General features: G+C 68.4%; 20 protein-coding genes. 8 read left to right on the top strand and 12 right to left on the bottom strand.

What is annotated here, in order from left to right; all coding sequences use genetic code 11:
• Window positions 1-1,176: 1,176 nt before the first annotated feature.
• The gene (gene lysX / locus ACZ7SW_RS22190) at window positions 1,177-4,500 is read right to left on the bottom strand and encodes a bifunctional lysylphosphatidylglycerol synthetase/lysine--tRNA ligase LysX (protein ID WP_470232301.1); all 3,324 of its coding nucleotides are present in this window, start codon (window positions 4,498-4,500) and stop codon (window positions 1,177-1,179) included.
• A gap of 244 nt (window positions 4,501-4,744) precedes the next feature.
• On the opposite strand from lysX, the gene panB reads away from it, so the two are divergent.
• On the top strand, window positions 4,745-5,632 hold the full coding sequence (panB, locus tag ACZ7SW_RS22185; RefSeq protein WP_470232300.1) for a 3-methyl-2-oxobutanoate hydroxymethyltransferase: 888 nt from the start codon (window positions 4,745-4,747) through the stop codon (window positions 5,630-5,632).
• 32 nt (window positions 5,633-5,664) lie between these two features.
• Here panB and ACZ7SW_RS22180 read toward each other — a convergent pair whose 3' ends face one another.
• Together ACZ7SW_RS22180 and ACZ7SW_RS22175 are read right to left on the bottom strand one after the other, a co-directional pair.
• Entirely contained in the window at window positions 5,665-6,603 is a 939-nt protein-coding gene (locus tag ACZ7SW_RS22180; RefSeq protein WP_470232299.1) for a cytochrome c oxidase assembly protein, read from the bottom strand.
• A gap of 16 nt (window positions 6,604-6,619) precedes the next feature.
• The gene (locus ACZ7SW_RS22175) at window positions 6,620-7,567 is read right to left on the bottom strand and encodes an undecaprenyl-diphosphate phosphatase (protein ID WP_470232298.1); all 948 of its coding nucleotides are present in this window, start codon (window positions 7,565-7,567) and stop codon (window positions 6,620-6,622) included.
• Between the two features lie 234 nt (window positions 7,568-7,801).
• Between ACZ7SW_RS22175 and ACZ7SW_RS22170 the strand changes: the two genes are divergently transcribed.
• Both ACZ7SW_RS22170 and pip read left to right on the top strand, forming a co-directional pair.
• A complete protein-coding gene (locus ACZ7SW_RS22170) occupies window positions 7,802-8,776 on the top strand; it encodes a right-handed parallel beta-helix repeat-containing protein (RefSeq protein ID WP_470232297.1) in 975 nt (324 codons plus the stop codon).
• Between the two features lie 96 nt (window positions 8,777-8,872).
• Window positions 8,873-9,811, top strand: a complete 939-nt coding sequence (pip, locus tag ACZ7SW_RS22165) for a prolyl aminopeptidase (protein ID WP_470232296.1) — start codon at window positions 8,873-8,875, stop codon at window positions 9,809-9,811.
• Here the strand turns inward: pip and ACZ7SW_RS22160 are convergent.
• The 6 genes from ACZ7SW_RS22160 to ACZ7SW_RS22135 all read right to left on the bottom strand — a co-directional run bounded on the left by ACZ7SW_RS22160 (window position 9,756) and on the right by ACZ7SW_RS22135 (window position 16,174).
• Complete coding sequence (locus ACZ7SW_RS22160) at window positions 9,756-10,460, bottom strand: alpha/beta fold hydrolase (protein WP_470232332.1); 705 nt, start codon at window positions 10,458-10,460, stop codon at window positions 9,756-9,758. The two genes, pip and ACZ7SW_RS22160, sit on opposite strands and share 56 nt — an antisense overlap.
• Before the next feature lie 126 nt (window positions 10,461-10,586).
• A complete protein-coding gene (locus ACZ7SW_RS22155) occupies window positions 10,587-11,390 on the bottom strand; it encodes an ABC transporter permease (protein WP_202506820.1) in 804 nt (267 codons plus the stop codon).
• Window positions 11,391-11,405: 15 nt separating this feature from the next.
• Window positions 11,406-12,287 (bottom strand): ABC transporter permease, encoded by an 882-nt coding sequence (locus ACZ7SW_RS22150; protein ID WP_470232295.1) that lies wholly within the window; start codon window positions 12,285-12,287, stop codon window positions 11,406-11,408.
• 127 nt (window positions 12,288-12,414) lie between these two features.
• Window positions 12,415-13,623 (bottom strand): ABC transporter substrate-binding protein, encoded by a 1,209-nt coding sequence (locus ACZ7SW_RS22145; RefSeq protein ID WP_470232294.1) that lies wholly within the window; start codon window positions 13,621-13,623, stop codon window positions 12,415-12,417.
• 26 nt (window positions 13,624-13,649) lie between these two features.
• Window positions 13,650-14,726, bottom strand: a complete 1,077-nt coding sequence (locus tag ACZ7SW_RS22140) for an ABC transporter ATP-binding protein (RefSeq protein ID WP_470232293.1) — start codon at window positions 14,724-14,726, stop codon at window positions 13,650-13,652.
• Between the two features lie 32 nt (window positions 14,727-14,758).
• The gene (locus ACZ7SW_RS22135; protein ID WP_470232292.1) at window positions 14,759-16,174 is read right to left on the bottom strand and encodes a gamma-aminobutyraldehyde dehydrogenase; all 1,416 of its coding nucleotides are present in this window, start codon (window positions 16,172-16,174) and stop codon (window positions 14,759-14,761) included.
• A gap of 113 nt (window positions 16,175-16,287) precedes the next feature.
• Between ACZ7SW_RS22135 and ACZ7SW_RS22130 the strand changes: the two genes are divergently transcribed.
• Together ACZ7SW_RS22130 and ACZ7SW_RS22125 are read left to right on the top strand one after the other, a co-directional pair.
• Entirely contained in the window at window positions 16,288-17,031 is a 744-nt protein-coding gene (locus ACZ7SW_RS22130; RefSeq protein ID WP_344288431.1) for a FadR/GntR family transcriptional regulator, read from the top strand.
• A 32-nt stretch (window positions 17,032-17,063) separates the two neighbouring features.
• Entirely contained in the window at window positions 17,064-17,804 is a 741-nt protein-coding gene (locus ACZ7SW_RS22125) for a cache domain-containing protein (protein WP_470232291.1), read from the top strand.
• Here the strand turns inward: ACZ7SW_RS22125 and ACZ7SW_RS22120 are convergent.
• Entirely contained in the window at window positions 17,794-19,212 is a 1,419-nt protein-coding gene (locus tag ACZ7SW_RS22120) for a PucR family transcriptional regulator ligand-binding domain-containing protein (RefSeq protein ID WP_470232290.1), read from the bottom strand. The two genes, ACZ7SW_RS22125 and ACZ7SW_RS22120, sit on opposite strands and share 11 nt — an antisense overlap.
• 134 nt (window positions 19,213-19,346) lie before the next feature.
• Here ACZ7SW_RS22120 and gabT point away from each other — a divergent pair, with 134 nt between their 5' ends.
• Together gabT and ACZ7SW_RS22110 are read left to right on the top strand one after the other, a co-directional pair.
• On the top strand, window positions 19,347-20,702 hold the full coding sequence (gabT, locus tag ACZ7SW_RS22115; protein WP_470232289.1) for a 4-aminobutyrate--2-oxoglutarate transaminase: 1,356 nt from the start codon (window positions 19,347-19,349) through the stop codon (window positions 20,700-20,702).
• Window positions 20,699-22,126 carry an aldehyde dehydrogenase family protein gene (locus ACZ7SW_RS22110; RefSeq protein ID WP_470232288.1) on the top strand — a complete coding sequence of 476 codons (1,428 nt, stop codon included), beginning with the start codon at window positions 20,699-20,701 and terminating at the stop codon, window positions 22,124-22,126. The genes gabT and ACZ7SW_RS22110 overlap by 4 nt, the downstream gene beginning before the upstream one ends.
• Here the strand turns inward: ACZ7SW_RS22110 and ACZ7SW_RS22105 are convergent.
• Window positions 22,107-22,871 (bottom strand): helical backbone metal receptor, encoded by a 765-nt coding sequence (locus ACZ7SW_RS22105; RefSeq protein WP_470232287.1) that lies wholly within the window; start codon window positions 22,869-22,871, stop codon window positions 22,107-22,109. The genes ACZ7SW_RS22110 and ACZ7SW_RS22105 overlap by 20 nt on opposite strands.
• The gene (locus ACZ7SW_RS22100) at window positions 22,868-24,286 is read right to left on the bottom strand and encodes an RNB domain-containing ribonuclease (RefSeq protein WP_470232286.1); all 1,419 of its coding nucleotides are present in this window, start codon (window positions 24,284-24,286) and stop codon (window positions 22,868-22,870) included. Before ACZ7SW_RS22100 ends, ACZ7SW_RS22105 begins: the two co-directional genes overlap by 4 nt.
• A gap of 113 nt (window positions 24,287-24,399) precedes the next feature.
• On the opposite strand from ACZ7SW_RS22100, the gene ACZ7SW_RS22095 reads away from it, so the two are divergent.
• Window positions 24,400-25,359: an ATP-binding protein gene (locus ACZ7SW_RS22095; protein ID WP_470232285.1), complete on the top strand. Its 960-nt coding sequence runs from the start codon at window positions 24,400-24,402 to the stop codon at window positions 25,357-25,359.
• Window positions 25,360-25,493 lie beyond the last annotated feature (134 nt).

The raw sequence follows: 25,493 nt of genomic DNA, 5'->3' as shown, positions 1-25,493 counted from the left end.
GGTTCCGGACACCATCCGCTACCACGAACTCACGCACCGAATTCCTGGGGAGGCTACCGGATCATGATTGGCGGGCCGCCAATACCTGCCTCGAACGTGAGGGAAACTCAGGAATCGGCCCGGGAGGCGCGGAGGCGAGGGCAGGAGTCAGGAGGGAGCGCTGGGTTTGGCCCGGTTTGGTGGGAGGACTGGGCGCGAGGCCGGACGGCTGCGGAGTCTGGGATGGCTGGCCGCGGAGGGTGCTCGGGGTAGCGGCGGTCCTGGGAGCGGCCGGGCGGCTGACCGCAGACCCTGGCTGGGACGGGTGCCCGAGGCGGCGGTTCCGGGAATGGCAGGCGGCTGACCGCGGACGATGGCCGGGGCAGCGGTCCCGGAGGTGGCCCAGGCTGCTGACTGCGGACGCTAGCCGGGACGAGTGCCCGGGGCGGTTGTCGCGGGAGTGGCCGGGCGGCTGACCGGGGACGGCGGTCCCGGGGGCGGCCCAGGCAGCTGACTGCGGACCCTGACTGGGGCGAGTGCCCAGGGCGGCGGTCCCGGGAATGGCAGGCGGCTGACCGCGGACGATGATCGGGGACGGCGGTCCTGGGAGTGGCCAGGCGGCTGACTGCAGACGCTGACTGGGGAGGGTGCCGGGGGTGGCTGGTCCAGGGGCGGCCGGGCGGCTGACCGCGGACGCTGGCCGGGAGGGGCAGTCCCAGGGACGGCCAGGCGGCCGACCACAGGCGCTGGCCGGAGCGGTCGGTGACCTGCAGGTGGCGTCTCTGGACCACGGCCGTGCGACGACGGCAGCGGCGTGTCTGCGATTGCCGACACCTGCGAGGTCGACGGCAACGGCGAGGCGACTGCGACCACGAATTCTTCCGACAGCCAGCCGGGCACCACGTCTGCAGCCGCCGACACCAGTAACCGGATAGCTGGAGCGCGTCGGCAAGTGCCGACATCTACGCACCAGCGGAAGCAGGCGGCGGCAAAATTCAGCAGGCAGCTACCGCAGCACCGTGTCTGCAGTTGCCGACACGGCCGACGAGAAGCACGACCTCCGCCCAGCTAACCAAGCGAGAACGGGTCGACTTCAGGCAGAGCTGCCAGCCCCGCCGAACTGGGCGAGAAGCCGACAAAACCCGCAGCGGGCGTTGCCCGTTCAGGCCGGGGGCAGGTCAAGCCCCGAACACGACCTCACCCCTGCGGACGGACGAACGGGAACAGCACCGTCTGCCGAATGGACGTTCCGCTCAGCATCATCAGCAGCCGGTCCACCCCGAGACCCAGCCCGCCGGTCGGGGGCATTCCGTGTTCCAGCGCCAGCAGGAAGTCCTCGTCCAGCTCCATCGCCTCGACATCCCCGCTCGCGGCGCGCAAGGACTGCGCTTCCAACCGGCGGCGCTGTTCGAGCGGGTCGGTCAGTTCCGTGTACGCGGTCCCGACTTCCGAGCCGAACGCGATCAGGTCCCAGCGTTCTGCCAGGAGCGGGTCGGTCCGGTGCTGGCGGGTCAGCGGGGAGACCTCGGTCGGGTAGTCCGTGTAGAAGGTCGGCAGAACCGTCGAACCTTCTACCAAATGCTCGTGCGCCTTCAGGACCAAGTCGCCCGCGCTGGCTTCTTCCGGCACGGGGACTCCGGCGGCGGCGCACAGCTTCCGCAAGGTGGCGATCGGCGTGCGGGAGTCGATTTCCTCGCCAAGGGCGTCCGACACGGCTTTGTGCACCGGGATCACTGGCCAGTCGCCGGAGATGTCGTGTTCGACGACTCGGCCGTTGGCGTCTGGGCGTCGCACGATCTGTGCGCCGTACGCGGCTTCGGCGGCATACTGGATCAGGTCGCGCATCAGGTGGCGCATGGCGTTGTAATCCGCGTACGCCTGGTACGCCTCCAGCATCGTGAATTCCGGGTTGTGCGTCGCGTCCACGCCCTCGTTGCGGAAGTTCCGGTTCAGCTCGAAAACCCGCTCGACGCCGGCCACGCACAGCCGCTTCAGGTACAGCTCCGGGGCGATCCGCAGGTACATCCGCATGTCGTACGCGTTGATGTGCGTGACGAACGGCCGCGCGTTGGCACCGCCGTGAATGGTCTGCAGCATCGGGGTTTCGACCTCGAGGAAGTCGCCCTGGTGCAGACGCTCCCGGACGGCCCGGACGACCGTCGAGCGCAGGCGGAGCATGTTCGCGGAGTCCGGGTTGACCGCCAGGTCCAGGTAGCGCTGACGTACGCGCGTCTCCGGGTCGGTGAGGCCCTTTCGCTTGTCCGGCAACGGGTGCAGGCACTTCGCGGTGACGGTCCATTCGTCCACGAGCACGGACAGCTCGCCTCGACGGGACGTGATTACCTCGCCGCTCACGCCGACGTGGTCGCCCAGGTCGACGCCGGTGCGCCAGCCGGTGAGGTCGAGGACCTTCGCGTCGAGCATCAGCTGCAGTTCGCCGGAGAAGTCCTTGATCCGCGCGAAGCACAGGCCGCCGAGGGTGCGCAGGGCGAGCACCCGACCGGCCACCCGAACGCGTTTTCCGGTGTGCGAATCCGGTTCCAGTCCGGAAAACGTGTGCACGATGTCACCGAGCTGGTCTTCGCGGGAGAAGCCGACGGGGTACGGGTCCACCCCGAGCTCCCGCAGTTTGTCCACTTTGGCCACTCGCACGCGCACCTGTTCCGGACGGCGCTTGGGCCGCGGCACGACCTGCGCCGCTTCCTCGTCGATCCGCCGGACCTGCGCGACGAAGTCCTCCCCCACGTTCTCCAGCCGCAGCGACCGCGCGCGCCCGGTGGGCACGAAGCCCTCCAGCGCGCCCGCGACGATGCCGACCCGCGGGAGCCGTCGCGCCGAGGAGTAGCAGAGGAACCGCGGTTCCCACTCCGGGCCGTACTTGGCGTTGGACCGGTACAGCGATTCCAGCTGGAAGAACCGCGACGCGACACCGAGCACCGCACGCCACGCGCGCAGCACCGGTCCGGCACCGATGCGCTCGCCTTCGGAGAACACCGCGCGGAACATCGCGAAGTTCAGCGAGATCCGCTGCGCGCCGACGTGCTGCGCGGCCGCGACGACCTCGGCGACCATGAACTCGTTGAGCCCGTTTTCGGCGTCCCGGTCACGACGCATCAGGTCCAGCGAGAGGCCTCGGCGGCCCCACGGCACGAAGGACAGCAGACCGCGCAGCTCGCCGCGCGCGTCGTACGCCTCGACCATCACGCTGCGGCCGTCGCTCGGGTCGCCGAGACGGCCGAGCGCCATCGAGAAGCCGCGCTCGGTCTCGTCGACGCGCCACTGCTGCGCGCGGGCGAGCAGCTGCACCATCTCGTCTTCGGGGATTTCGCTGTGCCGACGGACCTGCGCGGTGTACCCGGCACGCTGGATCCGCTTCACCGCCTGTCGCACGGACTTCCGCTCAGGGCCGGTGAGAGTGAACTCTCGAACGTCGAGGACCGCTTCGTCGCCGATCTGCAGCGCGCGCAGCCCCGCCGCGGCGTACGCCTTCGCGCCCTTCTCGCTCGCGCCGAGCACGCCCGGCGTCCAGCCGTACGTACGCGCTTCGTGGAGCCACGCCTGCACTGCGTCCGGCCACGCGTCGGGGTCGCCGATCGGGTCCGCGCTCGCCACTGTGGTGCCGGCCAGCACGCGGTACGTCACCGCGGCGCGGCCGTTGGGCGCGAACATGACGCTCTTGTCGCGACGCGTGGCGAAGTAGCCGAGAGAGTCGTCTTCGCCGTACTCGCCGAGCAGACGGCGCAACTGCAGTTCTTCGTCGTCTGTCCGAATGCGACGGCTGCGTACGCCGCGGAAGAGCGTGTACAGCGCGGCAGTGGACACGAAGGTCGCGCCGAGGTCGAGAACGACGTCGATCCACGCCGGTCCCTCGCCGACGCCGATGCGGCGCAGCTGCAGGTTCTCGCCAGTCGCGTGGTTGACCACCCAGGCGAACCGCTCCCACGCGTCGCCAAGACTGCCCGGGAATACCTCGGTGAGTGCCCAGCCGCACACGATCACCCCGAGGAAGCCGACGAACAGCACGGAAAGCCCGTTCCACCAGGCACCGGGGGCGAGCCGAGCGGGGAACGCGGGCCGCAGCGCCAGCAGGAACACGATCAGCAGGATCGAGACGACGTCGGCCACTGCGAGCGCGCCCACCTGCGTCGGGATGTGGCGCATCTGCCGGGCGGTGAGAGTCAGCAGGTCGGGAGCCCACAGCAGCAGTGCCTGCAGGACCAGCGTGGTGATCAGGCCGGCGACCTGGAACAGCACGAGCACGTACAGCGCGGCCTTCTTGCGCCTGCGCAGGGCCGCGCCGAGCACGACGAGCAGCAGCACGATCACCAGGCTCGAACTGGTCGGCACGCTCACCGCGCTGAACGCCATGTCGATGCCGTTCAGCAGGTGCCCGTGACGTCCGCCGGCGAGCAGCAGCACGACCGAGAAAATGGCCGCGAGCTGCACGACAGTGGCCACGAGACCGCCGGCGCGGGCCTTCCAGCCAAGGCTGCGCGGGCGGGCGCTCACTGGGGTTCCCATCGGTACCTTTCTTGCGGCGCGGCCACTCCGTCGAGGGAGGCGCCGGACTTTCTCACCACCGGACGCATATCGGTCCGGTGCCTATCAAGACGTCACAGGAGGCAAAACGGTTGTCGCTACCCGGCCGTGTGAAGCTGGTCGCACGACCTTGGGGCCCTCCCGCGCGCGTGTCACGCTGTGTCCGGTATTGACTCCACGACCCGGGGACCTCAGCGAGGCCTCGAGGGAAGGACGGTCGACGACGATGTCTGCCCAGTCTGCCCAACCCGATGGCGCCGCCGGCGAGGTGGCCGCCCCTTACGGAACCGGCCCCGCGAGCACCGGCACGGCCAAGCCGCGAAAAGTCCGGATCCACCATCTGCGCGAGCTGAAGGACCGCGGCGAACCGTGGCCCATGCTCACCGCTTACGACATGTATACCGCCGAGCTTTTCGACGAAGCAGGCATCCCCGTCCTGCTGGTCGGCGACTCCGCGGCCAACAACGTGTTCGGTTACGACACGTCGCTGCCGGTCACCGTCGACGAGCTGCTCCCGCTGGTCCGCTCGGTCACCCGGGCGGCGAAACGGGCGCTCGTGGTGGCCGATCTGCCGTTCGGTTCCTACCAGCTTTCCCCGGAGCAGGCGCTGGCCACGTCCGTCCGGTTCATGAAGGAGGGCCGCGCGCACGCGGTCAAGCTCGAAGGCGGGCACCGGTTCGCGGCGCACGTCGAGGCGCTCACCTCGGCCGGGATCCCGGTCATGGGCCACATCGGCTTCACCCCGCAGAGCGAGCACAACCTCGGCGGCTACCGGGTGCAGGGGCGCGGCGAAGCGGCGGACAAGCTGCTCGCCGACGCGCTGGCCCTGCAGGAAGCCGGCGCGTTCGCGGTCGTGATGGAGATGGTCCCCGCCGAGGCGGCCAAGCGCGTCACGCACGAGCTGAAGATCCCGACGGTCGGCATCGGAGCCGGCCCGGACTGTGACGCCCAGGTGCTGGTCTGGCAGGACATGGCCGGGCTGCGCCGCGGCAAGGCGCCGCGGTTCGTGAAGCGGTACGCCGATGTCGCCGGGGTGCTGCAGAGCGCCGCGACGGCGTTCGCCGAGGACGTCCGGCGCGGCGAGTTCCCCGCGCCCGAGCACGCGTTCCACTGAGCTGCCTCGTGAGTGCCGGTGCGAGCCGGCACTCACGAGCGGCGGAACCGTTCGGCGAGTTCCGGATCGTTCTCCCACCACAATCCCTTCGCCGGTGCTTCGCCTGCCGCTGCCTCCTCGTCCAGTTTCCGGTCGAGCCGTTTCGCCCGTTTTTCGTCGTCTCGTGACCACCTGATGAACAGCGCGCCGACAAACGGCAGCCCGGCGACGTCTCCGCCGATCCACAGCACCCCGGCACCGATGATCTGGTCGGTGCGCCGGTCCGGTCCCCAATCGCGGTGCACCGCGTCGTAATGCGCGGGCGCGAGCAACGGGCCGAGCCACAGCACTAGCCCGAGCGCGCCGTCGAAGACCACTTCGGTGAACGAGATCCACACTGACACCAGATGCGAGCCGTTGCGCGGCGTCGGGTCGAGCTGCACGCGGCTGTAGAAGTACAAGAAGCCGGCCAGCACGAGCGCCACTCGCACGAGGCCGCCGACGACCGCTGAGTCGAGCGAAAGCTCGTACAGCGGCGTGAGGTAGATGAGCAGGAACGGCGCGATCAACACCACGGTGACGCACAGCGGGAAGGTGATGAACTGCGCGAAGCGGCCACGGCCGTGCGTACGCAGCCACGTGGCGACCCTGGGCGGCGCGGTGCGCATCAGCAGCGTCACCGGCGCGCCGAGCGCGAGCAGCAGCGGCGTGACCATCAGCAGCACAGTGTTCTGCGTGGCGCGCACCCAGAACAGCGTCGTGTCGTACACCCCGAGGAACGAACACGTGACCAGGATGAGCGTGGCCAGCCCGGCGAGGAACGCTGTGGTCCGTCCGGCCGACCACTCCTGACGGCGTGCCGCCACGACGTAACCGGTGCCGAGCACGAGCGCGACAAGCACGGCCGGGACGTCCAAGGTCCAGGCCGTGAACAACGTCGATCCGCTCAGCGGCGGCAGGTCAGGCACGATTTCGATGCCTTCAGTGTGCACCCGGCGGAATTGCGTCCTACGCCGCCCCTGACACCGCGAAGAAGATCAGACTGCCGATTCCGGCGACCGCGCAGTAGATGGCGAAGGGGGTCAAGGTACGCGTTTCAAAGTATTTCGTCAGAAAACGGACAGAAATGTAGGACGCCACGAACGCCACCACGCTGCCGACCAGCGCCGGTCCGAGCGACGCCTTGTTCTCCGGCGTGAACAGCGACGGCATCTTCAACGCTCCCGCGGCGAGGATCACCGGAGTCGCCAGCAGCCAGGCGAAACGCGCCGCGTCCTCGTGGTCGAGACCACGCCGCAGGCCGGCCACCATGGTGATGCCGGAGCGGCTGATCCCGGGCAGCAGAGCCAAAATCTGCGCCGAACCGATGAGCACGGCCTCCTTCACGCTCAGCTTCGACAGCCGGACGTCGGTCGCCTCGTCGAGGGTCACCGCGCGCATCACCATCGTCTCCTCGGCACTGAAATCGATGGTCTCCTCCTCGCGCAAGACCTCCGCTTTCGGCTTCCGGGAGAACTTCTCCGCCGCGTAGAGCACGCCGCCGTTGAGCGCCAGGAAGATCGCCGCCGGCACCGGTTTGCCGAGTACGTCGCGCAGCAGGCTTTCCAGCAGCAGCCCGGCGATCCCGACCGGGATCGTGGCGAGGATGAGCAGCCACGCGAGCCGCTGATCCGCCGTGCGGACCTCGCGATGGCGGATCGACGTCCACAGGCCGGTGACGATGCGCACCCAGTCGCGCCGGAAGAAGAGGACCAGTGCGATCGCGGTGGCGACGTGCATCGCCACCAGCACCGCGAGATACGGCGAGTCCTTCCCGATGCTCAGGTCGCGTCCCCAGCTTCCGCCGACGAGCGCGGGCAACAGGACGCTGTGCCCGAGACTGGACACCGGAAACAATTCCGACACGCCTTGCAAAGCGCCGACGACAATGGACTCGAGGTAGCTGACCGCGGACATTCAACGGGCCTTTCTCGCCGCAGTTCGGGCATTCCGCGGAAAAGCTACCGAGGACCGGGTTAACTCCGAGCAAGCCGGGCGGGAACAGTCGCAGGCGACACTTACCGGCCACCCTTTGTTCACCGTGTTCACATCCATGAACATCAATCATGTACTTGACCAGTGTTCTCTCGATGTCTTAGCGTGAGCGCACGCCGCATCCGAAGTCATCGAGCCTCGACGAGGAGGGTTGGAATGCGCGTCCGCGATCGGGTTCTGGCAGCCACTGCCGGAGCCGCAGCACTGCTCGCACTCGCCACACCCGCGGCGTCCGCCGGGACTGTCCCGGTCAAGACTTCCGCCGAGCTGAAGACGGCGCTGGCCTCGGCCAAGCCGGGCACCACGATCCAGCTGGCCGCGAACACCACCTACACCGGCAACTTCAAGGCCGCCGCCAGCGGCACCGCGAGCGGACGCATCACGCTCACCGGCCCGCGCAGCGCGGTCGTGCAGGCGTCCGGCGGCCGCACCATCGAACTGACCGGCAGCTACTGGACGCTGTCCGGATTCACCGTCACCGGCGGCCAGAAGGGCGTGATGGCGCTGGGCGTCAACCACACGCTGGTCGACGGGCTGAAGGTGACCGGCATCGGCAACGAGGGCATCCACTTCCAGCACGACAGCAGCGACAACGTCGTGCAGAACTCCGAAATCTCCGACACCGGCAAGGAGAACGGCGGTTTCGGCGAGGGCATCTACTTCGGTTCGGCCAACAGCAACTGGCCGAACGGGCAGCCCGATCACAGCGACCGCAACAAGGCGATCGGCAACAAGATCGGGCCGAACGTGCGCGCGGAGTCGATCGACGTCAAGGAAGGCACCACCGGCGGCGAACTGCGCGGCAACACCTTCGACGGCACCGGCCAGAGCGGCGAGAACTACGCCGACAGCTGGGTCGACGTGAAGGGCAACGGATACCTGGTCACCGGCAACAAGGGCAGCAAGGTCTTCGTGCACGACGCGACTTACGGATCGTTCGAAGTCCACGTGCAGGTCGACGGGTGGGGCCAGAACAACACCTTCTCGGACAACACCGCGGACGTGCAGGCGCCCTCGGCCTACGGTTTCTACGTGGTCAAAGCGGCCACCGGGAACAAGGTCTGCGCCAGCAACAAGGTGACGAACGCCGGGAAGGGCTTCGCGAACGTAGCCGCGACACCAGGCTGCTGACCGCGATCACAGACGGGGGCCCGCTCAGCCCGGCGGCGGGGGCGGGCCCCCACCCTACTTTTGAGAAGCCGGAAGCTTTCGGGAAGAGTGTCCGGCATGGACGAGCTCTACCCGCCGACCCCGGTGCGCGCCGACGGAATGCTGGACGTCGGCGACGGGCACCGGATCTACTGCCAGGAAGCCGGGAACCCGCAGGGGAAACCGGTGGTGGTACTGCACGGCGGGCCGGGAAGCGGCACCGCGCCGATGACCCGGCGGCATTTCGACCCCGAGGCGTACCGGATCATCCTGTTCGACCAGCGCGGCGCCGGCCGCAGCACGCCCAACGCGGGCGACGACTTGTCGGCGAACACGTTGTGGCACTTGGTGTCCGACATGGAGCTGCTGCGCGAACGGCTGAACATCGAGCGGTGGCAACTGTTCGGCGGCTCGTGGGGCTCGACGCTTGCGCTGGCGTACGCGGAAACCCATCCGTCGCGGGTGTCCGAGATGGTGCTGCGCGGGATTTTCACGGTGCGCCAGCGGGAACTCGACTGGCTTTACCGTGGCGGCGCGGCGAATCTCTTCCCGGTCGAGTGGGACGCTTTCCTGGAGCCGCTGGACAATACGGAAGACCCGCTCGCCGGGTACGCCGAACTGTTGCACTCCCCCGACCGCGCCGTGCGCGAGCGGGCCGCGATCGCTTGGAGCGTCTGGGAAGGCGCGACGGTGGCGTTGCTGCCGCAACAGTCCTTTGTGAACCAATACGCGAATCCGCAGTTCGCGCTGACATTCGCTCGCCTTGCGGTGCACTACTTCCAGCATGGCGCGTGGCTGGAAGAAGGCCAGCTGATCCGGGACGCGGGGAAGCTCGCCGGGATTCCGGGCGTGCTGGTGCAGGGGCGTTACGACGCGGTGTGCCCGCCGATCACCGCGTACCAGTTGCATCGGGCGTGGCCCGGGTCCGAGCTGAAGCTGGTCGAGAGCGCCGGGCACGCGGTCAGCGATCCTGGTGTGATTCCCGCGCTGCGCGAGGCGACGGACCGGTTCCGGTAATCAACCCGGCGCGGATCAGGTCGGCGACTTCCTCCGCTGCTTCGAGGTGGACGTCGTGCCCGGTGTTCGTCTCGTGCAAGGAAAGCAGTGGTGTGTCGGCGGCCGCGGCGGCTAGCTGTTCGCCGAATTCCTCGCGGTAGCGCGCGAAGGCGACGCCGACCTCTTCGGGGAGCATCATCTCGGCGTCTGGCCGCATCGAGGAGACGACAATGAGCGGGCACCGCGTGGTCCGGTAAGTCGCGATCAGGTCTAGTTCGTCGAACGCCGCGATCAGCGCGCCGAGATCGGGGTCATCGGACAGCCGGACTTGCTCGTCGATGAAGGCGCGCAGCACCGGGCCGGTGGGATTGGTGTGGCCGTCGAGGTTGACGGCGAGCGGGCATTCGGGATGTTCCGTGGCCCACAGCGCCGCCAGCATGCCGCCGAGCGAATGTCCGATGACGGCGGGCCGGTCTAGGCCGAAATGCTGGATGACGTCGGCGAGGTCGGTCAGTGCCCGCCGCCAGTTCCAGGGTCCCGGGCGGAAGGTGTACGTGACGATCCGGAATTCGGGCAGGAGTGGGACCAGGTGATCCCAGTCGTGCCTCGTGCGGCCCCCGCCGCCGTGCAGCAAGACGATCGGGGCACCGTCGCCGCCGTGCTCACGCATGTCCACGGACCGCACTGTGCCCGCTGTTCCCGAGGCGCGGCAACCGGTTTACCGCGCTAAAAGCCGTGAGGGGAACCCTGAAGGAATCAGATTCCCTCAGGGTTCCCCTCACGGACTTGTACCGAGCTAGATCCGGCCGCCGCTGGAGCTGTCGCCGCCGGAAAGCCGCTGTGCCAGGTAAACCGGCACCGTGGACACGATGATCAGCACCGCCGCGACCACGTTGACCACCGGGGCCTGGTTCGGCCGGAACAGGTTGTTGTAGATCCAGATCGGCAGCGTTTCCATACCGGTGCCGAGGGTAAAAGTCGTCACGATGATCTCGTCGAACGACAGCGCGAAGGCGAGCAACCCGCCTGCCAGCAAAGCGGATCGCAGCATCGGGAACGTCACCAGGCGGAACGTCGTCATCCCGTCCGCGCCAAGGTCCATCGACGCTTCTTCGAGGTTCCCGCCCATCCGGCGCAACCGGGCGACCACGTTGTTGAACACCACCACGATGCAGAACGTGGCGTGCGCGATGATCGCCGTCATCAGCCCGAGGTCGAGCCCGAAGATCGTCCGGAACGCGTTGTTCAGCGCGATACCGGTAACGATGCCGGGAAGCGCGATCGGCAGAATCACCAGCAGCGACAACGAATTGCGCCCGAAGAACCGGTACTTCTGCAAAGCGAACGCGGCCATCGTACCGAGCACCAAAGCGATCGCGGTCGCCGAAAGACCGGCGATGACGCTGGTCCACAAGGCATGCAGGGCACCCTCGTTGGTGATCGCCCGGCCCCACCATTCGAGAGTGAAGCTCTTGGGCGGCCACCCGAACGTAGTGTCCGCGTTCACCGAGTTCAGCAGGACCACCAGCAGCGGGAAATAGATCACCGCGAATCCGGCCCCGAGCGCGGTCCACAACAGCACCCGGGCGGGTTTCGACATCCGCACGGCGGTCTCCTAGAGGTTGTCCAGCGCACCGGTGCGACGCACCGCGGCCAGGTAAACGAGCATGATCACGACCGGAACCGTCGCGACGGTCGCGGCGAACGGCAGGTTGTTGGCCGCGCCGATGTTGTCGTACACGACGTTGCCGAGCATCTGCGAAGTACCGCCGACGATCTTCACCGCGATGTAGTCGCCGAGCGACAGCGAGAAGGTGAAGATCGAGCCCGCCACGATCGCCGGGAAGGTCAGCGGCAGGATCACCGAACGGAACGTGCGGAACGATTTCGCGCCGAGGTCGCCGGAAGCGTCCACCAGGGACGTCGGAAGTTTCTCGAGGCCCGCGTAGATCGGCAGGATCATGTACGGGAGCCAGAGGTAGGACAGCGTGATCACGGTCGCGGTGACGCCGTAACCCGGGCCGGACAGGCCGAGCGGGTCCAGCAGCCAGTTCAGCACCCCGTTGCCGGACAACAGGGTCCGCCACGCGTACGCCTTCACCAGGTAGCTCGCCCACAGCGGCGTCATCACCATGATCACCAGCAGCCGCTGCGTCCGCGGCGACGCGAGTTTGGCCATGGCGAACGCCATCGGGAACGCGATCACCGCGTCGATCACGGTCACCAGCAGCGCGATGCCGACTGTGCGGAACGTGATCGTGCGATAAACAGAATCACTGAAAAGAGTGACAAAGTTGTCGAAGGACCAGTCGGTGACCACCTTGCCGGTGAAGACGTCGGTGGACCAGAAGGCCGTGATGAAGAGGGCGGCGAGCGCGCCGAGGTAGGCCAGGCCGAGCCAGAGCATCGGCGCGGTGAGGAGAAGTCCGAGGCGCAGCTTGGGTTTGCGGTGGAAGAAAGCCGAGATGCGGTGACTCGGCGGGCTCACGGCGGTCATGTCTTAGCGCTTTCGGGTGTGGAAGGGAGAAAAAGCCGAGGGCTGCGGGAACATTGGGGAGGGCCCGCAGCCCCCGGCGGACTCGCGGATGCCGGCGCGGTGGGTACCGGCATCCGCGAGAGTCACTTCAGCCCTTGATCTCGGTCCAGGCCCGGGTCCAGTCGCCGTAGTCCTTGCACTTGACGTCCGTGCGGCCGTCGAGGCACTGCGGGATCGGCGTGGTCCAGTACTGGATCTTGGCGGCGTACGCGGCGTCGTTGGCGTGGTAGGTGTCGCACAGCGACTTGTCCTTGAACTCCGCACAGGCCTTGGAGTTCGCCGGGGCCTCCCCGAAGTACTCGGCGACCTGGGCGTTCACCTTCGGGCTCGTGATGTAGTCCATCCACTTGTACGCACACGTCTTGTGCTGCGACTTCGCGGACACCATCCAGGTGTCCGACCAGCCGGTCGCACCTTCGCTCGGCACCGTGGCCGCGATCGGCGCGCCCTCGCTCTTCGCGAGGTTCACCGTCACCTGCCAGGCCGTGCCGATCACGCCGTCGCCGCTCTTGAGCGACTGCGTTTCCTTGAGGTAGTCCGACCAGTACTCCTCGACCAGCGGGCGCTGCTTCTTGAGCAGGTCCGTGGCCGCCTTGAACTGCTTGTCGTCCAGCGCGTACGGGTTCTTGATGCCGAGGTCGGGCTGGTGCGCCATCAGGTACAGCGCGGCGTCGGCGATGTAGATCGGCGAGTCGTACGCGATGACCTTGCCCTTGAACTGCGACTTCTCGTCGAACATCGGCGACCACGACTTCGGCTCCGGCTGCACCTTGTCGGTGCGGTAGGCCAGGACGTTCGCGCCCCAGCCGTGCGGGACGCCGTAGGCGACGTTGTTGACGCTGTTCCACGACTTGTTCTTGAGGAACGGGTAGATGTCGTTGTAGTTCGGCACGAGCGCGGTGTTGACCGGCTCGACGTCGCCCGAGGCGACCAGCCGCAGCGAGGCGTCGCCGGACGCCGAGACCACGTCGTACTGCCCGGTCTTCATCAGCGTCACGGCCTCGTCCGAGGTGCCGAACGGCTTGACGTTGACCTTGCATCCGGTCTGCTGTTCGAACGGCGTGACCCAGTTGACCTTCGCGTCGTTCGAGCCGTTCTCCGCGTAACCGGGCCACGCGAGCACGTTCAGCTGGCCTTCCGGCTGGCCGAGCTGCGTCAGCGCGGCCAGCTTCGGCGGCGTGAAGCCCTGTGCGCCCGGCGCCGACCCCGTTTTGGAGTCGGAGCCCGAGGTGCCGCAGGCAGCGAGCAGGAGGCTCACGCCGCACAGCCCTGCGAGCAGCGTCTTCCTGTTCTTCATAGCGAGAGAAACCTTCCCGTGAGGAACTAGCCGGCTTCGGGGACCCGGAAACTGTGTTCGCGGCGCCAGCGCAGGCGAACGCGACCGTCGGCGAACTCGGTCGGCTCGCTGGTGTTCTGGCGGACAACGGACAATTGGCCCCCGGCATCGAGCGCGACAGCGTAGCGCACCGTCGAACCGGCATAAACGACATCCGTTACCGAACCGGTCGCCGAAGTCTCTCCGGGACCGGCCGGCGACGCAAGGTCTCCGTCGATGCGGATCTTCTCCGGCCGGATGCTGTACACGCCCGGCCTGCCGATCACCGCCTCCGCGCCGCGCCCGCTGAGCAGGTTCGACGTGCCGACAAACCCTGCCACGAAAGCACTTGCCGGGCGTTCGTAGACCTCCACCGGAGTGCCGACCTGTTCGATGCGGCCCGCGTTGAACACGGCGATCCGGTCGCTCATGGTGAGCGCCTCGTCCTGGTCGTGGGTGACGAAGACGAAGGTGATGCCGACCTCGCGCTGGATCTGCTTGAGCTCGACCTGCATGGTCTGGCGCAGCTTCAGGTCAAGTGCGCCGAGGGGTTCGTCCAAAAGCAACACTTTCGGGTGATTTACCAGAGCGCGGGCGAGCGCGACCCGCTGCCGCTGTCCACCGGACATCTGCGACGGTTTGCGCTCGCCGAAGTCCTCCAGCCGCACCGTTCGCAGCGCTTCCTTCGCGCGCTCGCGGCGTTCGGCTTTCGCGACCCGCTTGACTTTCAGGCCGTACTCCACGTTCTGCTGCACCGTCATGTGCGGGAAGAGCGCGTAGTCCTGGAACACCGTGTTGACGTCGCGGTCGAACGGAGCCAATTGGCTCACGTCCTTGCCTTCGAGTTCGATCGTGCCCGCGGTGGGCAGTTCGAACCCGGCGATCATCCGCAGCACGGTGGTCTTGCCGGAACCGGACGGGCCGAGCATCGAGAAGAACTCGCCGGGCGGGATGTCGAGGTCCACCCCGTCCACGGCACGCACCTTGTCGAAGTGCTTTTCCAGGCCGGTGAGCCGGATCGCCGGCTGCGCGGACTGCGGACGCCTTCCCGGCGGCCGGGTCTCGGCGGGGGCTTGATGGGGCATGACGGGCCTTCCCATGGATCTGGTCACGACGGCTACAGCGCACTCATCACGTGCTTGACGCGGGTGTAGTCCTCGAGGCCGTACAGCGAGAGGTCCTTGCCGTAGCCGGACCGCTTGAACCCGCCGTGCGGCATCTCGGCCACGAGCGGAATGTGCGTGTTGATCCACACGCAACCGAAGTCGAGTTTCGCCGAGAACCTCATGGCGCGCTGGTGGTCCTTGGTCCACACCGAGGAGGCGAGGCCGTAGGGAACGCCGTTGGCGTGCTTGAGCGCCTCGTCGTCCTCGGTGAACCGCTGCACCGTGATGACCGGGCCGAAGACCTCGTTCTGAATGATCTCGTCGTCCTGGCGGACGCCGGAAACCACGGTGGCCTCGTAGAAGTAGCCCTCGTCGCCGGACCGCCGTCCTCCACAGTGGACAGTCGCGTGCTCCGGCAGCCGGTCGATGAAGCCGGAGACCTTTTCCAGCTGTGCGGCGTTGTTGAGCGGACCGAAGGCGACGTCGTCGCCGGTGCCGGTCTTGTTCGCCTCGGCCTGGCGGGTGAGCGCGTTGACGAAGGTGTCGTGTACGTCGTCGTGCACCAGCACGCGAGTGGCGGCGGTGCAGTCCTGGCCGGCGTTGAAATACCCAGCCGCGGCAATGGCTTCGGCGGCGGCTTCGAGATCGGCGTCCGGGAACACGATCACCGGGGCCTTGCCGCCCAGTTCGAGGTGCACGCGCTTGACGTCGTGCGCCGCCGAACCGGCGACCTCGATGCCCGCTCGCACCGAGCCGGTGATCGACACCATCGCCGGAATGTCGTGCTCTACCAACGCACGTCCGGTGTCGCGGTCGCCGCAGATCACGTTGAACACGCCCGCGGGCAGGTGCTCGCCGCAGATCTCGGCGAGCAGCAGCGTGGAGGCGGGCGTGGTGTCGGACGGCTTGAGCACGATGGTGTTGCCCGCGGCGAGCGCCGGCGCGATCTTCCAGATCGCCATCATCAGCGGGTAGTTCCAGGGCGTCACCTGCGCGCAGACGCCGACCGGCTCGCGGCGGATGAAGGACGTGTGGCCTTCCATGTACTCGCCGGCCGAGCGGCCTTCGAGCACGCGCGCGGCACCGGCGAAGAAGCGCACCTGGTCGATGACCGCGGGCAGCTCCTCCTCCATGGTCAGCGCGAACGGCTTGCCGGTGTCCCGCGCTTCGACGCGGATGATCTCCTCGCCGCGCGCTTCGAGCGCGTCAGCGATCTTCAGCAGTGCGAGCTGCCGCTGCGCCGGGGTGGTCTCGCGCCAGCTTTCGAACGCTTCCGCGGCGACCTTCAGCGCGCGGTCCACGTCCTCGGCGCCAGCCACCGGCGCGGTGCAGTACGCACGGCCGGTAACCGGGTCGACGATCTCCGCGACCTTTCCGGACAGCGAGTCGACGTAGGTCCCGCCGATGTAGTGCTTCAACTCCTGCACGCGTGCGCCTCCTGACTCTCCGTGGCAGGATGAAACATATAACTCCATATTTCAAATGACAAGGCCCTGGGGCAGGATTGGCTCCAACGGATGCCGAGACGGGTGGACCAACGATGCGCAAGGAGATGTCGAACAGCGCACGACTGGCGATGTTCGCCCCGCTGGAACAGGTGGGGCGCGCGGAAGCGGTCGCCGCGCGGCTCTTCGACGCCATCACGCTCGGTCTCCTCGACGACGCCGAGCAGTTGCCGAGCGAGGCCGAACTCGCCGCGCAGTTCCGGGTCTCCACGGTCACCGTGCGCGAGGCGCTCGCGGTGCTGCGGCAGCAGGGCCTGGTCGAAACGCGGCGCGGGCGCGGCGGCGGCAGCTTCGTGCGCACCCCGGACTGGCCCGCGCAGAGTTCGTGGGCCGAACGCCTGCGTTTGGTCTCAATGGCTGAACTTCGCGACTTCGGCGACCACTACCTCGCCGTCGCGGGTTCGGCGGCGAAACTCGCCGCCGAACGCAGTACGCCCGAAGATCTCGAACGGCTGCGGCTCACCGCGGAAGACCTCCTCGGCGCGAGCGGCCCCGACGCGACCCGCGCGGAGCGGCACTTCCACCTCGAAGTCGCCGCCGCCGCACAGTCCCCCCGGCTCACCAACCAGGAAGTTCAGCTGCAGAGCGAACATGGCGTATTGCTCTGGGCGCCCCTCGGCGACAAGGAAACCTGCCGGGGGTCTTACGCTGAGCACCAGGCGATCGTCACCGCGATCGCCTCGGCCGACGGCGATCGGGCGCGCGCCTTGACCGAAGAACACCTCCTCGGCGCGCTTGATCGGCTCGCAGATCTGCACCTGACCCTCGAAACGCCGTAAGCTCCGATGACCCGCATCACGAGGTGAGCATCGTGACCGACACCGACACGCTGACCGGCGAAGAGGTAGTGACCCAGGTTTCCTCCCTCGTCGAGGAGATTTTCGCGCGCCTGAAGCCAGTTCTGGCCGCCGCCGAAACGCTGCTCGCCGAGCCTGGCGACCTGTCCGCCGAAGCGCTGCACGCGATCCGGCCGCAGGTCATCGAGGCGCTCGGCGGCCTCGTGGTCGGCGCGGGCTTCGTGAGCGCGCCGAAGGTCTTGGCTGATCAGGAACTCGGCTTCGAATGGTGGACGTCCTGCCGCACCGACGACGGCGCGCCGGAACAGCTGTTCATCAGCCTCGATCCGGAGAGCCCTAATTTCCTTGACTACACGCGGCAATCGTGGTTTACCGTGCCGCGCGACAGCGGACGGCGGCACGTCAACGGGCCGTACGTGGACTATCTCTGCACCGACGAGTACACGCTCACCTTCACCGTGCCTGTCACACGCGGTGAGGAATTCGCCGGAGTCGTTGGTGCGGACGTGTATGTGCGCGAGTTCGAGCGCACGGTGAGCCGCCGGCTTCGCGCGCTCGGCCGGACCGCCGCGTTGCTCAACGCGCAGGGGCGGGTGATCGTGTCGAACAGCGTGCGGAAGGCGACCGGGTCGCTGGTGCGCGAGATCGACGTACCTGCGTGGTGGGCGTCCGGGGCGGAACCGTATACGGCGCCGGGCGGGATGACCTTGCGGCGGTGCGGGGATTCGCCGATCACCTTGCTGGTCACGACCTGATCTGGAGCGCGAACCACAGCTCCCCGCGGACGCCTGGCGCGTCGAGGTCCCGGCCCAGCAGTTCGGCCGCTTTGGCGACCCGGTTGCGCAAGGTGTGCCGATGCACGCCGAGCTTTGTCGCGGCGAGGTCCCAGTGGCCGTGGTGTTCGAGCCAGCAGCGCAGCGACAGTTCCAGGTCGCCGCGGCCGGTGCGGTCGAACTCTCGCACCGGAGCGAGGAGCTGGTCGGAAAACGCTTGCGCGGCTTGGTGATCGACCAGGCCGAGCAGCCCGGCCCCGGCGTGATCGGCGTATCGCAGCATCGGCACGCGCTGTGTCCGCGCCGCTTCGGCCGCTTCTTCGGCCTGCCTTAAGGCGGCCGGGAACTCCCCCGTCGACAGTCCACTGTGGAATTCCCCGGTCTCCGCGACGATCGCGCTCACCTCGTCGTTCTCCGCCAGCACGATCAGCTTGTCTCCGCGATGTGCGGCGAACACCTGCCCGGCAAGGGTTTCCAGCCGTTCGTAGAGCGTGTTCCGGGCGGCCTTGCTCCCCTTTACGGCCAGCACCGTCCACGGTTCCGGCGGAAGGTCCGGCACGACCTCGTGGGCCAGCTCGTGCTGTCCGGCGGCGAGCAGCTCCAGCACGCCGGTATGCAACTGGGACAGTGAAACCCGCTGTGCCCGATCCTGTTCCAGCGCAAGAGAAAGCAGCGAGACAGCCGTGTTGACGATGTGCTGCCCGGTGGCGTCTAACGGTTCCGCGGTACCGACCGCCAACGCGCCGCGCGTATGCAGAGTCTGCAGCACCACCTCGTCGTCGCCATGGGACACCACGCGCGTCCCCGCGCGAAGGCCGGTGACGTCCAGCTCGACACTGCGCGCTTTGGCCGACGACGCCTCCCGCACGCGCCCGGCGGAGTCGTAAAGCACGACCCAGCCGTCGATGAGCCGCGCGAGCCGCCGCACCACTCCCCCGGCACCGCTGCGGCCGACGGCGGTCCGGGTCAGCTCCTGTTGGGCTCGGCCGATCCGCACCGTCGCGGCGTACTCGTCGGCGGCGACCGACCGGGACACCGCACGCGTGATCGCGATGAACGGTGTCTTCCGCGGCACCTCCAGCACCGGCAACCCGACTTCGTCGGCGACCGCCACCAACGCGTCCGGCACCTTCGCGTGGCTCAGCCCGACGCCGAACCCGAGCCCGGCGACATCCGCGTCGACGAGCCGCCGGATGTACGCCGCGTAGGTGGCGCTGTAGAGCGTCAGACCGGTCGTGAGCAGCAGTTCCCCGCCTTCGAGGAAGACCTGCGGGTCGGTCAGCTCGGTGGGGTGCACCCAGCCGATCGGACGGTCCAGCCCGGCCTCGCCCGCGACCACGCGCAGGCTGAGCGCGGGTTCGGCGGCCAGTGCCCGCAGGGTGAGTGCCATAACGGCTAAGTGTAGCTGCCGAATTGGACAGAACGGCCAGCTGACGGCGGACGGCGCAGGCCCCATCCTGAGAGCGACCCACCCAATGTCCGTGAGTTCCCACCGGCACTCACGACCCGCGATGTAGGAGCGCCGTGACCACCAGCACCGCCGCCGAGCCGCAGGCTCCGGCACCCCGGCAGCGCAGGCTGCAGACCGAGATCCCCGGGCCCGCCTCCCGCGCGCTGCAGGAACGCCGCGCGAACGCGGTCGCCGCCGGGGTCGCGTCCACGCTGCCCGCCTACATCACCTCCGCCAGCGGCGGCCTGCTCACCGACGCCGACGGCAACGTGCTGATCGACTTCGGTTCCGGGATCGCGGTGACGAGCGTCGGGCACTCCGCGCCCGAGGTGGTCGACCGGGTGCGCGAGCAGGCGTCGCAGTTCACCCACACCTGTTTCATGGTGACCCCGTACGAGGGTTACGTGGAGGTGTGCGAGGCGCTGGCCGAGCTGACGCCGGGCGACCACGCGAAGAAGTCGGTGCTGTTCAACTCCGGTGCCGAAGCGGTCGAGAACGCGGTGAAGATCGCCCGCACCGCCACCGGTCGCCAGGCCGTCGTGGTGTTCGACCACGCCTACCACGGCCGCACCAACCTGACCATGGGCATGACCGCGAAATCGGTGCCCTACAAGCACGGTTTCGGCCCGTTCGCGCCCGAGGTGTACCGCGTGCCGGGCTCGTACCCGTACCGCGACGGGCTGGCCGGCCCGGAGGCCGCGCGGCAGGCGATCGACCGGATCGAGAAGCAGATCGGCGGCGACCAGGTCGCGGCCGTCGTGCTCGAACCGATCCAGGGCGAGGGCGGGTTCATCGAGCCCGCGCCCGGCTTCCTGCCCGCGATTTCCTCGTGGTGCGAGGAGAATGGCGTCGTGTTCGTCGCCGACGAGGTGCAGACCGGCTTCTGCCGCACCGGTAACTGGTTCGCCTCGCAGCACGAGGACGTCGTCCCCGATCTGGTGTGCACGGCCAAGGGCATCGCGGGCGGTCTGCCGCTCGCCGCGGTGACCGGGCGTGCGGAACTGCTCGACGCGGTCGGCCCGGGTGGGCTCGGCGGCACTTACGGCGGCAATCCGATCGCGTGCGCCGCGGCGCTGGGCGCGATCGAGACCATGCGGGGCGACGGCCTGACCGGTTCCGCGAAGCGCATCGAAGAGCTGGTGCTGCCGCGACTTCGGGCGCTGGCCACGGAAACCGGCGTGATCGGCGACATCCGCGGACGTGGCGCGATGCTGGCCGCCGAGTTCGTCAAGCCGGGCACGAACGAGCCGGACTCTGACCTCACGAAGCGCATCGCCGCTGCCTGCCACGCGCAGGGTGTCGTGGTGCTGACCTGCGGCACGTACGGCAACGTCGTCCGGCTGCTTCCCCCGCTGTCCCTGTCCAACGAGTTGCTCGACGAAGGCCTCGCCGTTCTCGAGTACGCGATCGCCACGGAGGCCCGCAAGTGACTTTTCCGTTCTGGGTGGCCGGAAAGCCGGTAACCAGCAGCGAAACGACCGTCGTGCGGCATTCGTTCGACGGTTCCGAAGCCGGTAAGCACTACCTGCCCGGACCGTCCGATGTGGAGACTGCGGTCCAGGCCGCGGCGGACGTCGCCGACGAGTACGCGACGCTGCCCGCACACGTCCGCGCGGGCGCGCTGGACCACATCTCGCGGCGGCTTTCCGAGCGGGCGGAGGAGATCGCGCAGCTGATCACCGCCGAATCGGGCAAGCCGCTGAAGTGGTCGCGCGGCGAGATCGGCCGTGCGGTGTCGACGTTCCGTTGGGCGTCCGAGGAGGCCCGCCGGTTCTCCGGCGATCTGCAGCGCCTCGACACCGACCCCGGCGGCACCGGACGGCTCGCGCTCGTCCGGCGCGTGCCGCGCGGTCCGGTGCTGGGCATCACGCCGTTCAACTTCCCGCTGAACCTGGTGGCGCACAAGGTAGCCCCGGCGATCGCGGTCGGCGCGCCGATCGTGCTCAAGCCCGCCCCGGCGACGCCGCTGACCGCGCTGCTGCTCGGCGAAATCCTTGCCGAGACCGATCTTCCGGCGGGCAGCTGGTCGATTCTGCCGCTGGGCAACGAAGCGACCGCCGAACTGGTCAAGGACCCGCGGCTGCCGGTCGTGTCGTTCACCGGCTCGGTGCCGGTCGGCTGGGCGATCCGCGACAGCGTGCCGCGCAAGCACGTCGCGCTGGAGCTCGGCGGCAACGGCGCGGTGCTGGTCTGTCCGGATTGGACTGACCTGGACTTCGCCGCGCAGCGGATCGCGACGTTCGCTATGTACCAGGCCGGACAGTCGTGCATCTCGGTGCAGCGCGTGTACGCGCACACCGACGTCTACGACGAGTTGCAGGCGAAGGTTCTCGAGCAGGTCGCCGCACTGCGCACCGGAAACCCGCGCGAGGACGGCGTCGACGTTGGCCCGCTGGTCAACGAGGCGGCCGCGTCGCGGGTCGAATCCTGGGTCACCGACGCGGTTGTCGCCGGAGCCAAGCTGCTGACCGGCGGCGGCCGTAAGGGTGCGACGGTGGAGCCGACCGTGCTCGCCGAAGCTCCCGAGGACGCTTCGGTGATGGCGGACGAGGTGTTCGGCCCGGTGGTCTCACTGGTCCGGGTGCCCTCTGTGGACGACGGCGTCGAGCGGATCAACGCGTCCCGTTTCGGTTTGCAGACCGGCGTGTTCACCCGCGACCTGCCGACGGCGTTCGACGTGTCCGCGCGGCTCAAGGTGGGCGGCGTGCTGGTCGGCGACGTGCCGAGCTTCCGCGCCGACCAGATGCCCTACGGCGGGGTGAAGGACTCCGGCGTCGGCCGCGAAGGCCCGGCCGCGGCGATGGCGGACTTCACCGAGGAGCGCGTGATTGTCCTTACTGGACTGACTCTCTGAGCGCCGCGTAGGCGTCCACGAGGGACGGTCCGTACCACGTGAGGTAGCGCCCGGACAGCAGTACCGGGCGCATCTCCGGGAAGAAGCCGGGGCCGTCGTCCTGGGTGAACTCGTACGGCTCGTCAGGCAGTACGACCAGGTCGGCCCCGGTCTCGCGGAGTTCTTCCAGCGAAGGCCGGGGATACCGCTCGGAGTGTCCCGAGTAGACATTCTCGACGCCGATCCTGCGCAGCACGTCTCCGGCGAAAGTGTCGCGCCCCAGCACGATCCACGGCTTGCGCCACACCGGGATCACCGCCCGGTACCGCACCGGCGCCACCTCGCGCCACAGCTCGTCCGCGGTGTCGAGCCATTCCGGTTCGTCGATGCCGTACACCTGGCCGAAAATCCGCCGCAACGACCCCAGCGCGGCAGGCACGGACTCCGCAGCCGCCATGACGAACACCGGAACCCCGTTGGCACGCAGGGTTTCCACGTCCTCCGGACGGTTCTCCTCGGAATTCGCCAGCACCAGATCCGGCTTGAGCGCGAGCACCCGGTCGAGCTTCGGATACTTCGACCCGCCAACCCGTTCCACGTCCAGATCGGCCGGATGGGTGCAGTAGTCCGTCGCCCCGACCAGCCGCCCGGGCGCGCTGACCTCCACCGCCTCGGTCAGCGACGGCACCAGCGACACCACCCGCCGCGGCGAGCCCTCGATCGGCACCGGCTCGCCGAGATCGTCCACCAGTTCCGCGTTCCTCATACCCGTTCGAACGACACCTTCCGCTGCTCGACGTCCACTTCGGTCAGCCGCACCGCGATCCGCTCGCCCTCCGGGAACTTCTCGCCGGAGCACTTCGCCATCACCGGCGGATTCTCGACCAGAATCTCCGCGCGCGTCTCCTCCGCACGCAGCACCACCGCGGTGAACTCGTGACCCACATGCTCAGCGAGTACCCACGCCTCGACCTGATCTATGCACGCACGCTCCACCCGCGCCGCCAGACTGTCCGAAGCGGACATATGCGCGGGCACCTCGGACAACGCTTCCCGCACCCACTCCGGTACCTCGCGCCCCGCCGTCACCGCCAGGCACACTTCGGTGCCGAACCGGTCAACCAGCCGCCGAATCGGTGCCGTGACGTGCGCGTACGCCCCGCCGATCCCCGCATGCGTCGTAACCGCGGGCAATTCACCGGCAAAGCCCGTGTAACCCGCGCCCCGCAAAAGTCTTGTGGTGTCCGCATACAACGCCATCGAAGCGGGCTGCCCCGGGTCCAAAGTAGACAGAAACTCCGATACCGTCTGCTCGACCGGCCAGGCCAGCCCCACCGCCGCCGCGGACCGGCGCAGCCATTCCACCGCGTCCGGCTCGGGCGACGGCAGCGTCCGCAACACCCCGATCCCGGCGTCGATCATGATCCGCGCCGCCGCCATCCCGGTGAGCAAAGAGATTTCGGCGTTCCACGCGTCAACGACGGTCCGCGGCCGGCGCGCGAGAACCCAGCCGCCGTCGACGCCGCCGCTGATCTCCTGCTCCGGCAACTGCAACTCGACCGCGCCGCGCTGCACCGCGAGACTGCGCCGCAACCGCCCGAGGTCCGGCAACGGCGCCACCGACGGATGCGGTTTCCCCGCGTCCAGCGACGACTGGACCCCTTCGTAGTCAAGCTGCTCCGTCGAACGCACCAACGCCCGCCGTACCCGCGTGGCGATGATTTCCCCGCTCGAGTCGACGTCGATGGTCCACAGCACCGCCGGCCGGATCTCGCCCGGCAGCAGGCTGGCCGCCCCCTCGGACAGCACCGGCGGATGCAGCGGAACGTTGCCGTCCGGGAGATACAGCGTCTGCCCGCGCCGCCGCGCCTCGTGATCGAGCGCCCCGCCCGGCGGCACGAACGCCGCGAGATCCGCGATCGCGTACTGCACCCGGAAACCGGCCCCGCGCCGCTCGATCACCATCGCCTGGTCGAGGTCCTTGGACCCGGGCGGATCGATCGTGACGAACGGCAGGTCGGTGGCGTCCTCGCGGCCGCCCGCCGACGCGAGCGGATCGACCACCGCCGCCTCGGCCTCCGCGAGCACCCCCGGCCCGAACGACTCCGGCAGCGCGAATTCCGCCCGGAGACGACCGAAGTCCCCTCCCGACGCTGGTGTCCTCAGCACGAGTGGCGGCACGGTCCAACACTATCCCGCCGAACCGCCGATGATCGCCCGTTCGGGCGCGGGCCGGTCGGGTGTAGCCTGCCTGGCATTGATAATCGTCTTCATTTTCAGAAGGGGTCGGATCGGTGAAGATCGCGTTCGTCGGCAAGGGCGGCAGCGGGAAAACCACGCTCTCGTCGCTGTTCGTCTCGTACTTGGCGGGTGCGGGCAACCCGGTGCTGGCCATCGACGCCGACATCAACCAGCACCTGGCGGTAGCCCTCGGCGCGACCGAGGAACAGGCGCTGGCGTGGCCGACCCTCGGCGAGCACATGCCGCTGATCAAGGACTACCTGCGCGGCGACAACCCGCGGATCCCCTCTGCCGACGCGATGATCAAAACCACCCCGCCCGGCCGGGGTTCGCGGCTCGTGCGCCCCTTCGAGGACAACCCCATCTTCGACACCTGCTTCCGCCCGCTGGGCGACGTCCGCCTGGGCGTCACCGGGCAATTCGACGAGGACGACCTTGGTGTCGCCTGCTACCACTCGAAGGTCGGTGCGGCGGAACTGCTGCTGAACCACCTCGTCGACGGCACGGACGAGTACGTCGTGATGGACATGACCGCCGGTGCCGACGCGTTCGCCTCGGGTCTGTTCACGCGCTTCGACGTGACGTTCCTGGTGTGCGAACCGACCCTTCGCAGCGTCGGCGTTTACCGTCAGTACGCGGATCATGCGCGGGACTTCGGGGTTCACCTGGTTGCCGTCGGAAACAAGGTGACCGACAGCGACGACGTCGACTTCCTGACCACGCAGCTGGGCTCGGCGCTGCTGGGCTGGATGACGACGTCGGGCCACGTCCGGGCCGCCGAACGCGGGACCACCCGGCCGATCGGCGAACTGGAGCCGCGCAACCTGGCGACGCTGGCCGCGATGCAGGACCTGGTGGACGCGACGCCGCGCGATTGGGCGCGGTACCAGCGGCAGGGAGTGGAGTTTCATCTGCGGAACGCGCGGGCCTGGGGGAACGGTCGCGCCGGGGCGGATCTGGAGGAGCAGGTGGATCCGGAGTTCGTGCTGGATCCGGCCTTGGTGGCGGGATAGCTGAGGGGTTGCCTGGTTGAAGGCATCCATGCCGCCGACCGGACAGTGCCCCTGTCCGGTCGGCGGTTTCTTTGCTCTCCGGCGGCTTGGCCGTCGTTTCAGCCAGGTTTGACAGCGAACACCAGCAGGTCAGT

The sequence above is a fragment of the Amycolatopsis sp. NPDC114484 genome (assembly GCF_055633755.1).
This window is presented reverse-complemented; position numbering and strand designations above follow the sequence as displayed.

What these genes read in the sequence shown, in the direction of transcription:
- ACZ7SW_RS22170 (WP_470232297.1), top strand. Translation starts at nt 7,802, where the DNA reads ATGCGCGTCCGCGATCGGGTTCTGGCAGCCACTGCCGGAGCCGCAGCA.
- ACZ7SW_RS22155 (WP_202506820.1), bottom strand. Translation starts at nt 11,390, where the DNA reads ATGTCGAAACCCGCCCGGGTGCTGTTGTGGACCGCGCTCGGGGCCGGA.
- panB (WP_470232300.1), top strand. Translation starts at nt 4,745, where the DNA reads ATGTCTGCCCAGTCTGCCCAACCCGATGGCGCCGCCGGCGAGGTGGCC.
- ACZ7SW_RS22105 (WP_470232287.1), bottom strand. Translation starts at nt 22,871, where the DNA reads ATGAGGAACGCGGAACTGGTGGACGATCTCGGCGAGCCGGTGCCGATC.
- ACZ7SW_RS22130 (WP_344288431.1), top strand. Translation starts at nt 16,288, where the DNA reads ATGCGCAAGGAGATGTCGAACAGCGCACGACTGGCGATGTTCGCCCCG.
- ACZ7SW_RS22140 (WP_470232293.1), bottom strand. Translation starts at nt 14,726, where the DNA reads ATGCCCCATCAAGCCCCCGCCGAGACCCGGCCGCCGGGAAGGCGTCCG.
- lysX (WP_470232301.1), bottom strand. Translation starts at nt 4,500, where the DNA reads ATGGGAACCCCAGTGAGCGCCCGCCCGCGCAGCCTTGGCTGGAAGGCC.
- ACZ7SW_RS22160 (WP_470232332.1), bottom strand. Translation starts at nt 10,460, where the DNA reads ATGCGTGAGCACGGCGGCGACGGTGCCCCGATCGTCTTGCTGCACGGC.
- pip (WP_470232296.1), top strand. Translation starts at nt 8,873, where the DNA reads ATGGACGAGCTCTACCCGCCGACCCCGGTGCGCGCCGACGGAATGCTG.
- ACZ7SW_RS22120 (WP_470232290.1), bottom strand. Translation starts at nt 19,212, where the DNA reads ATGGCACTCACCCTGCGGGCACTGGCCGCCGAACCCGCGCTCAGCCTG.
- ACZ7SW_RS22175 (WP_470232298.1), bottom strand. Translation starts at nt 7,567, where the DNA reads ATGTCCGCGGTCAGCTACCTCGAGTCCATTGTCGTCGGCGCTTTGCAA.
- ACZ7SW_RS22150 (WP_470232295.1), bottom strand. Translation starts at nt 12,287, where the DNA reads ATGACCGCCGTGAGCCCGCCGAGTCACCGCATCTCGGCTTTCTTCCAC.
- ACZ7SW_RS22145 (WP_470232294.1), bottom strand. Translation starts at nt 13,623, where the DNA reads ATGAAGAACAGGAAGACGCTGCTCGCAGGGCTGTGCGGCGTGAGCCTC.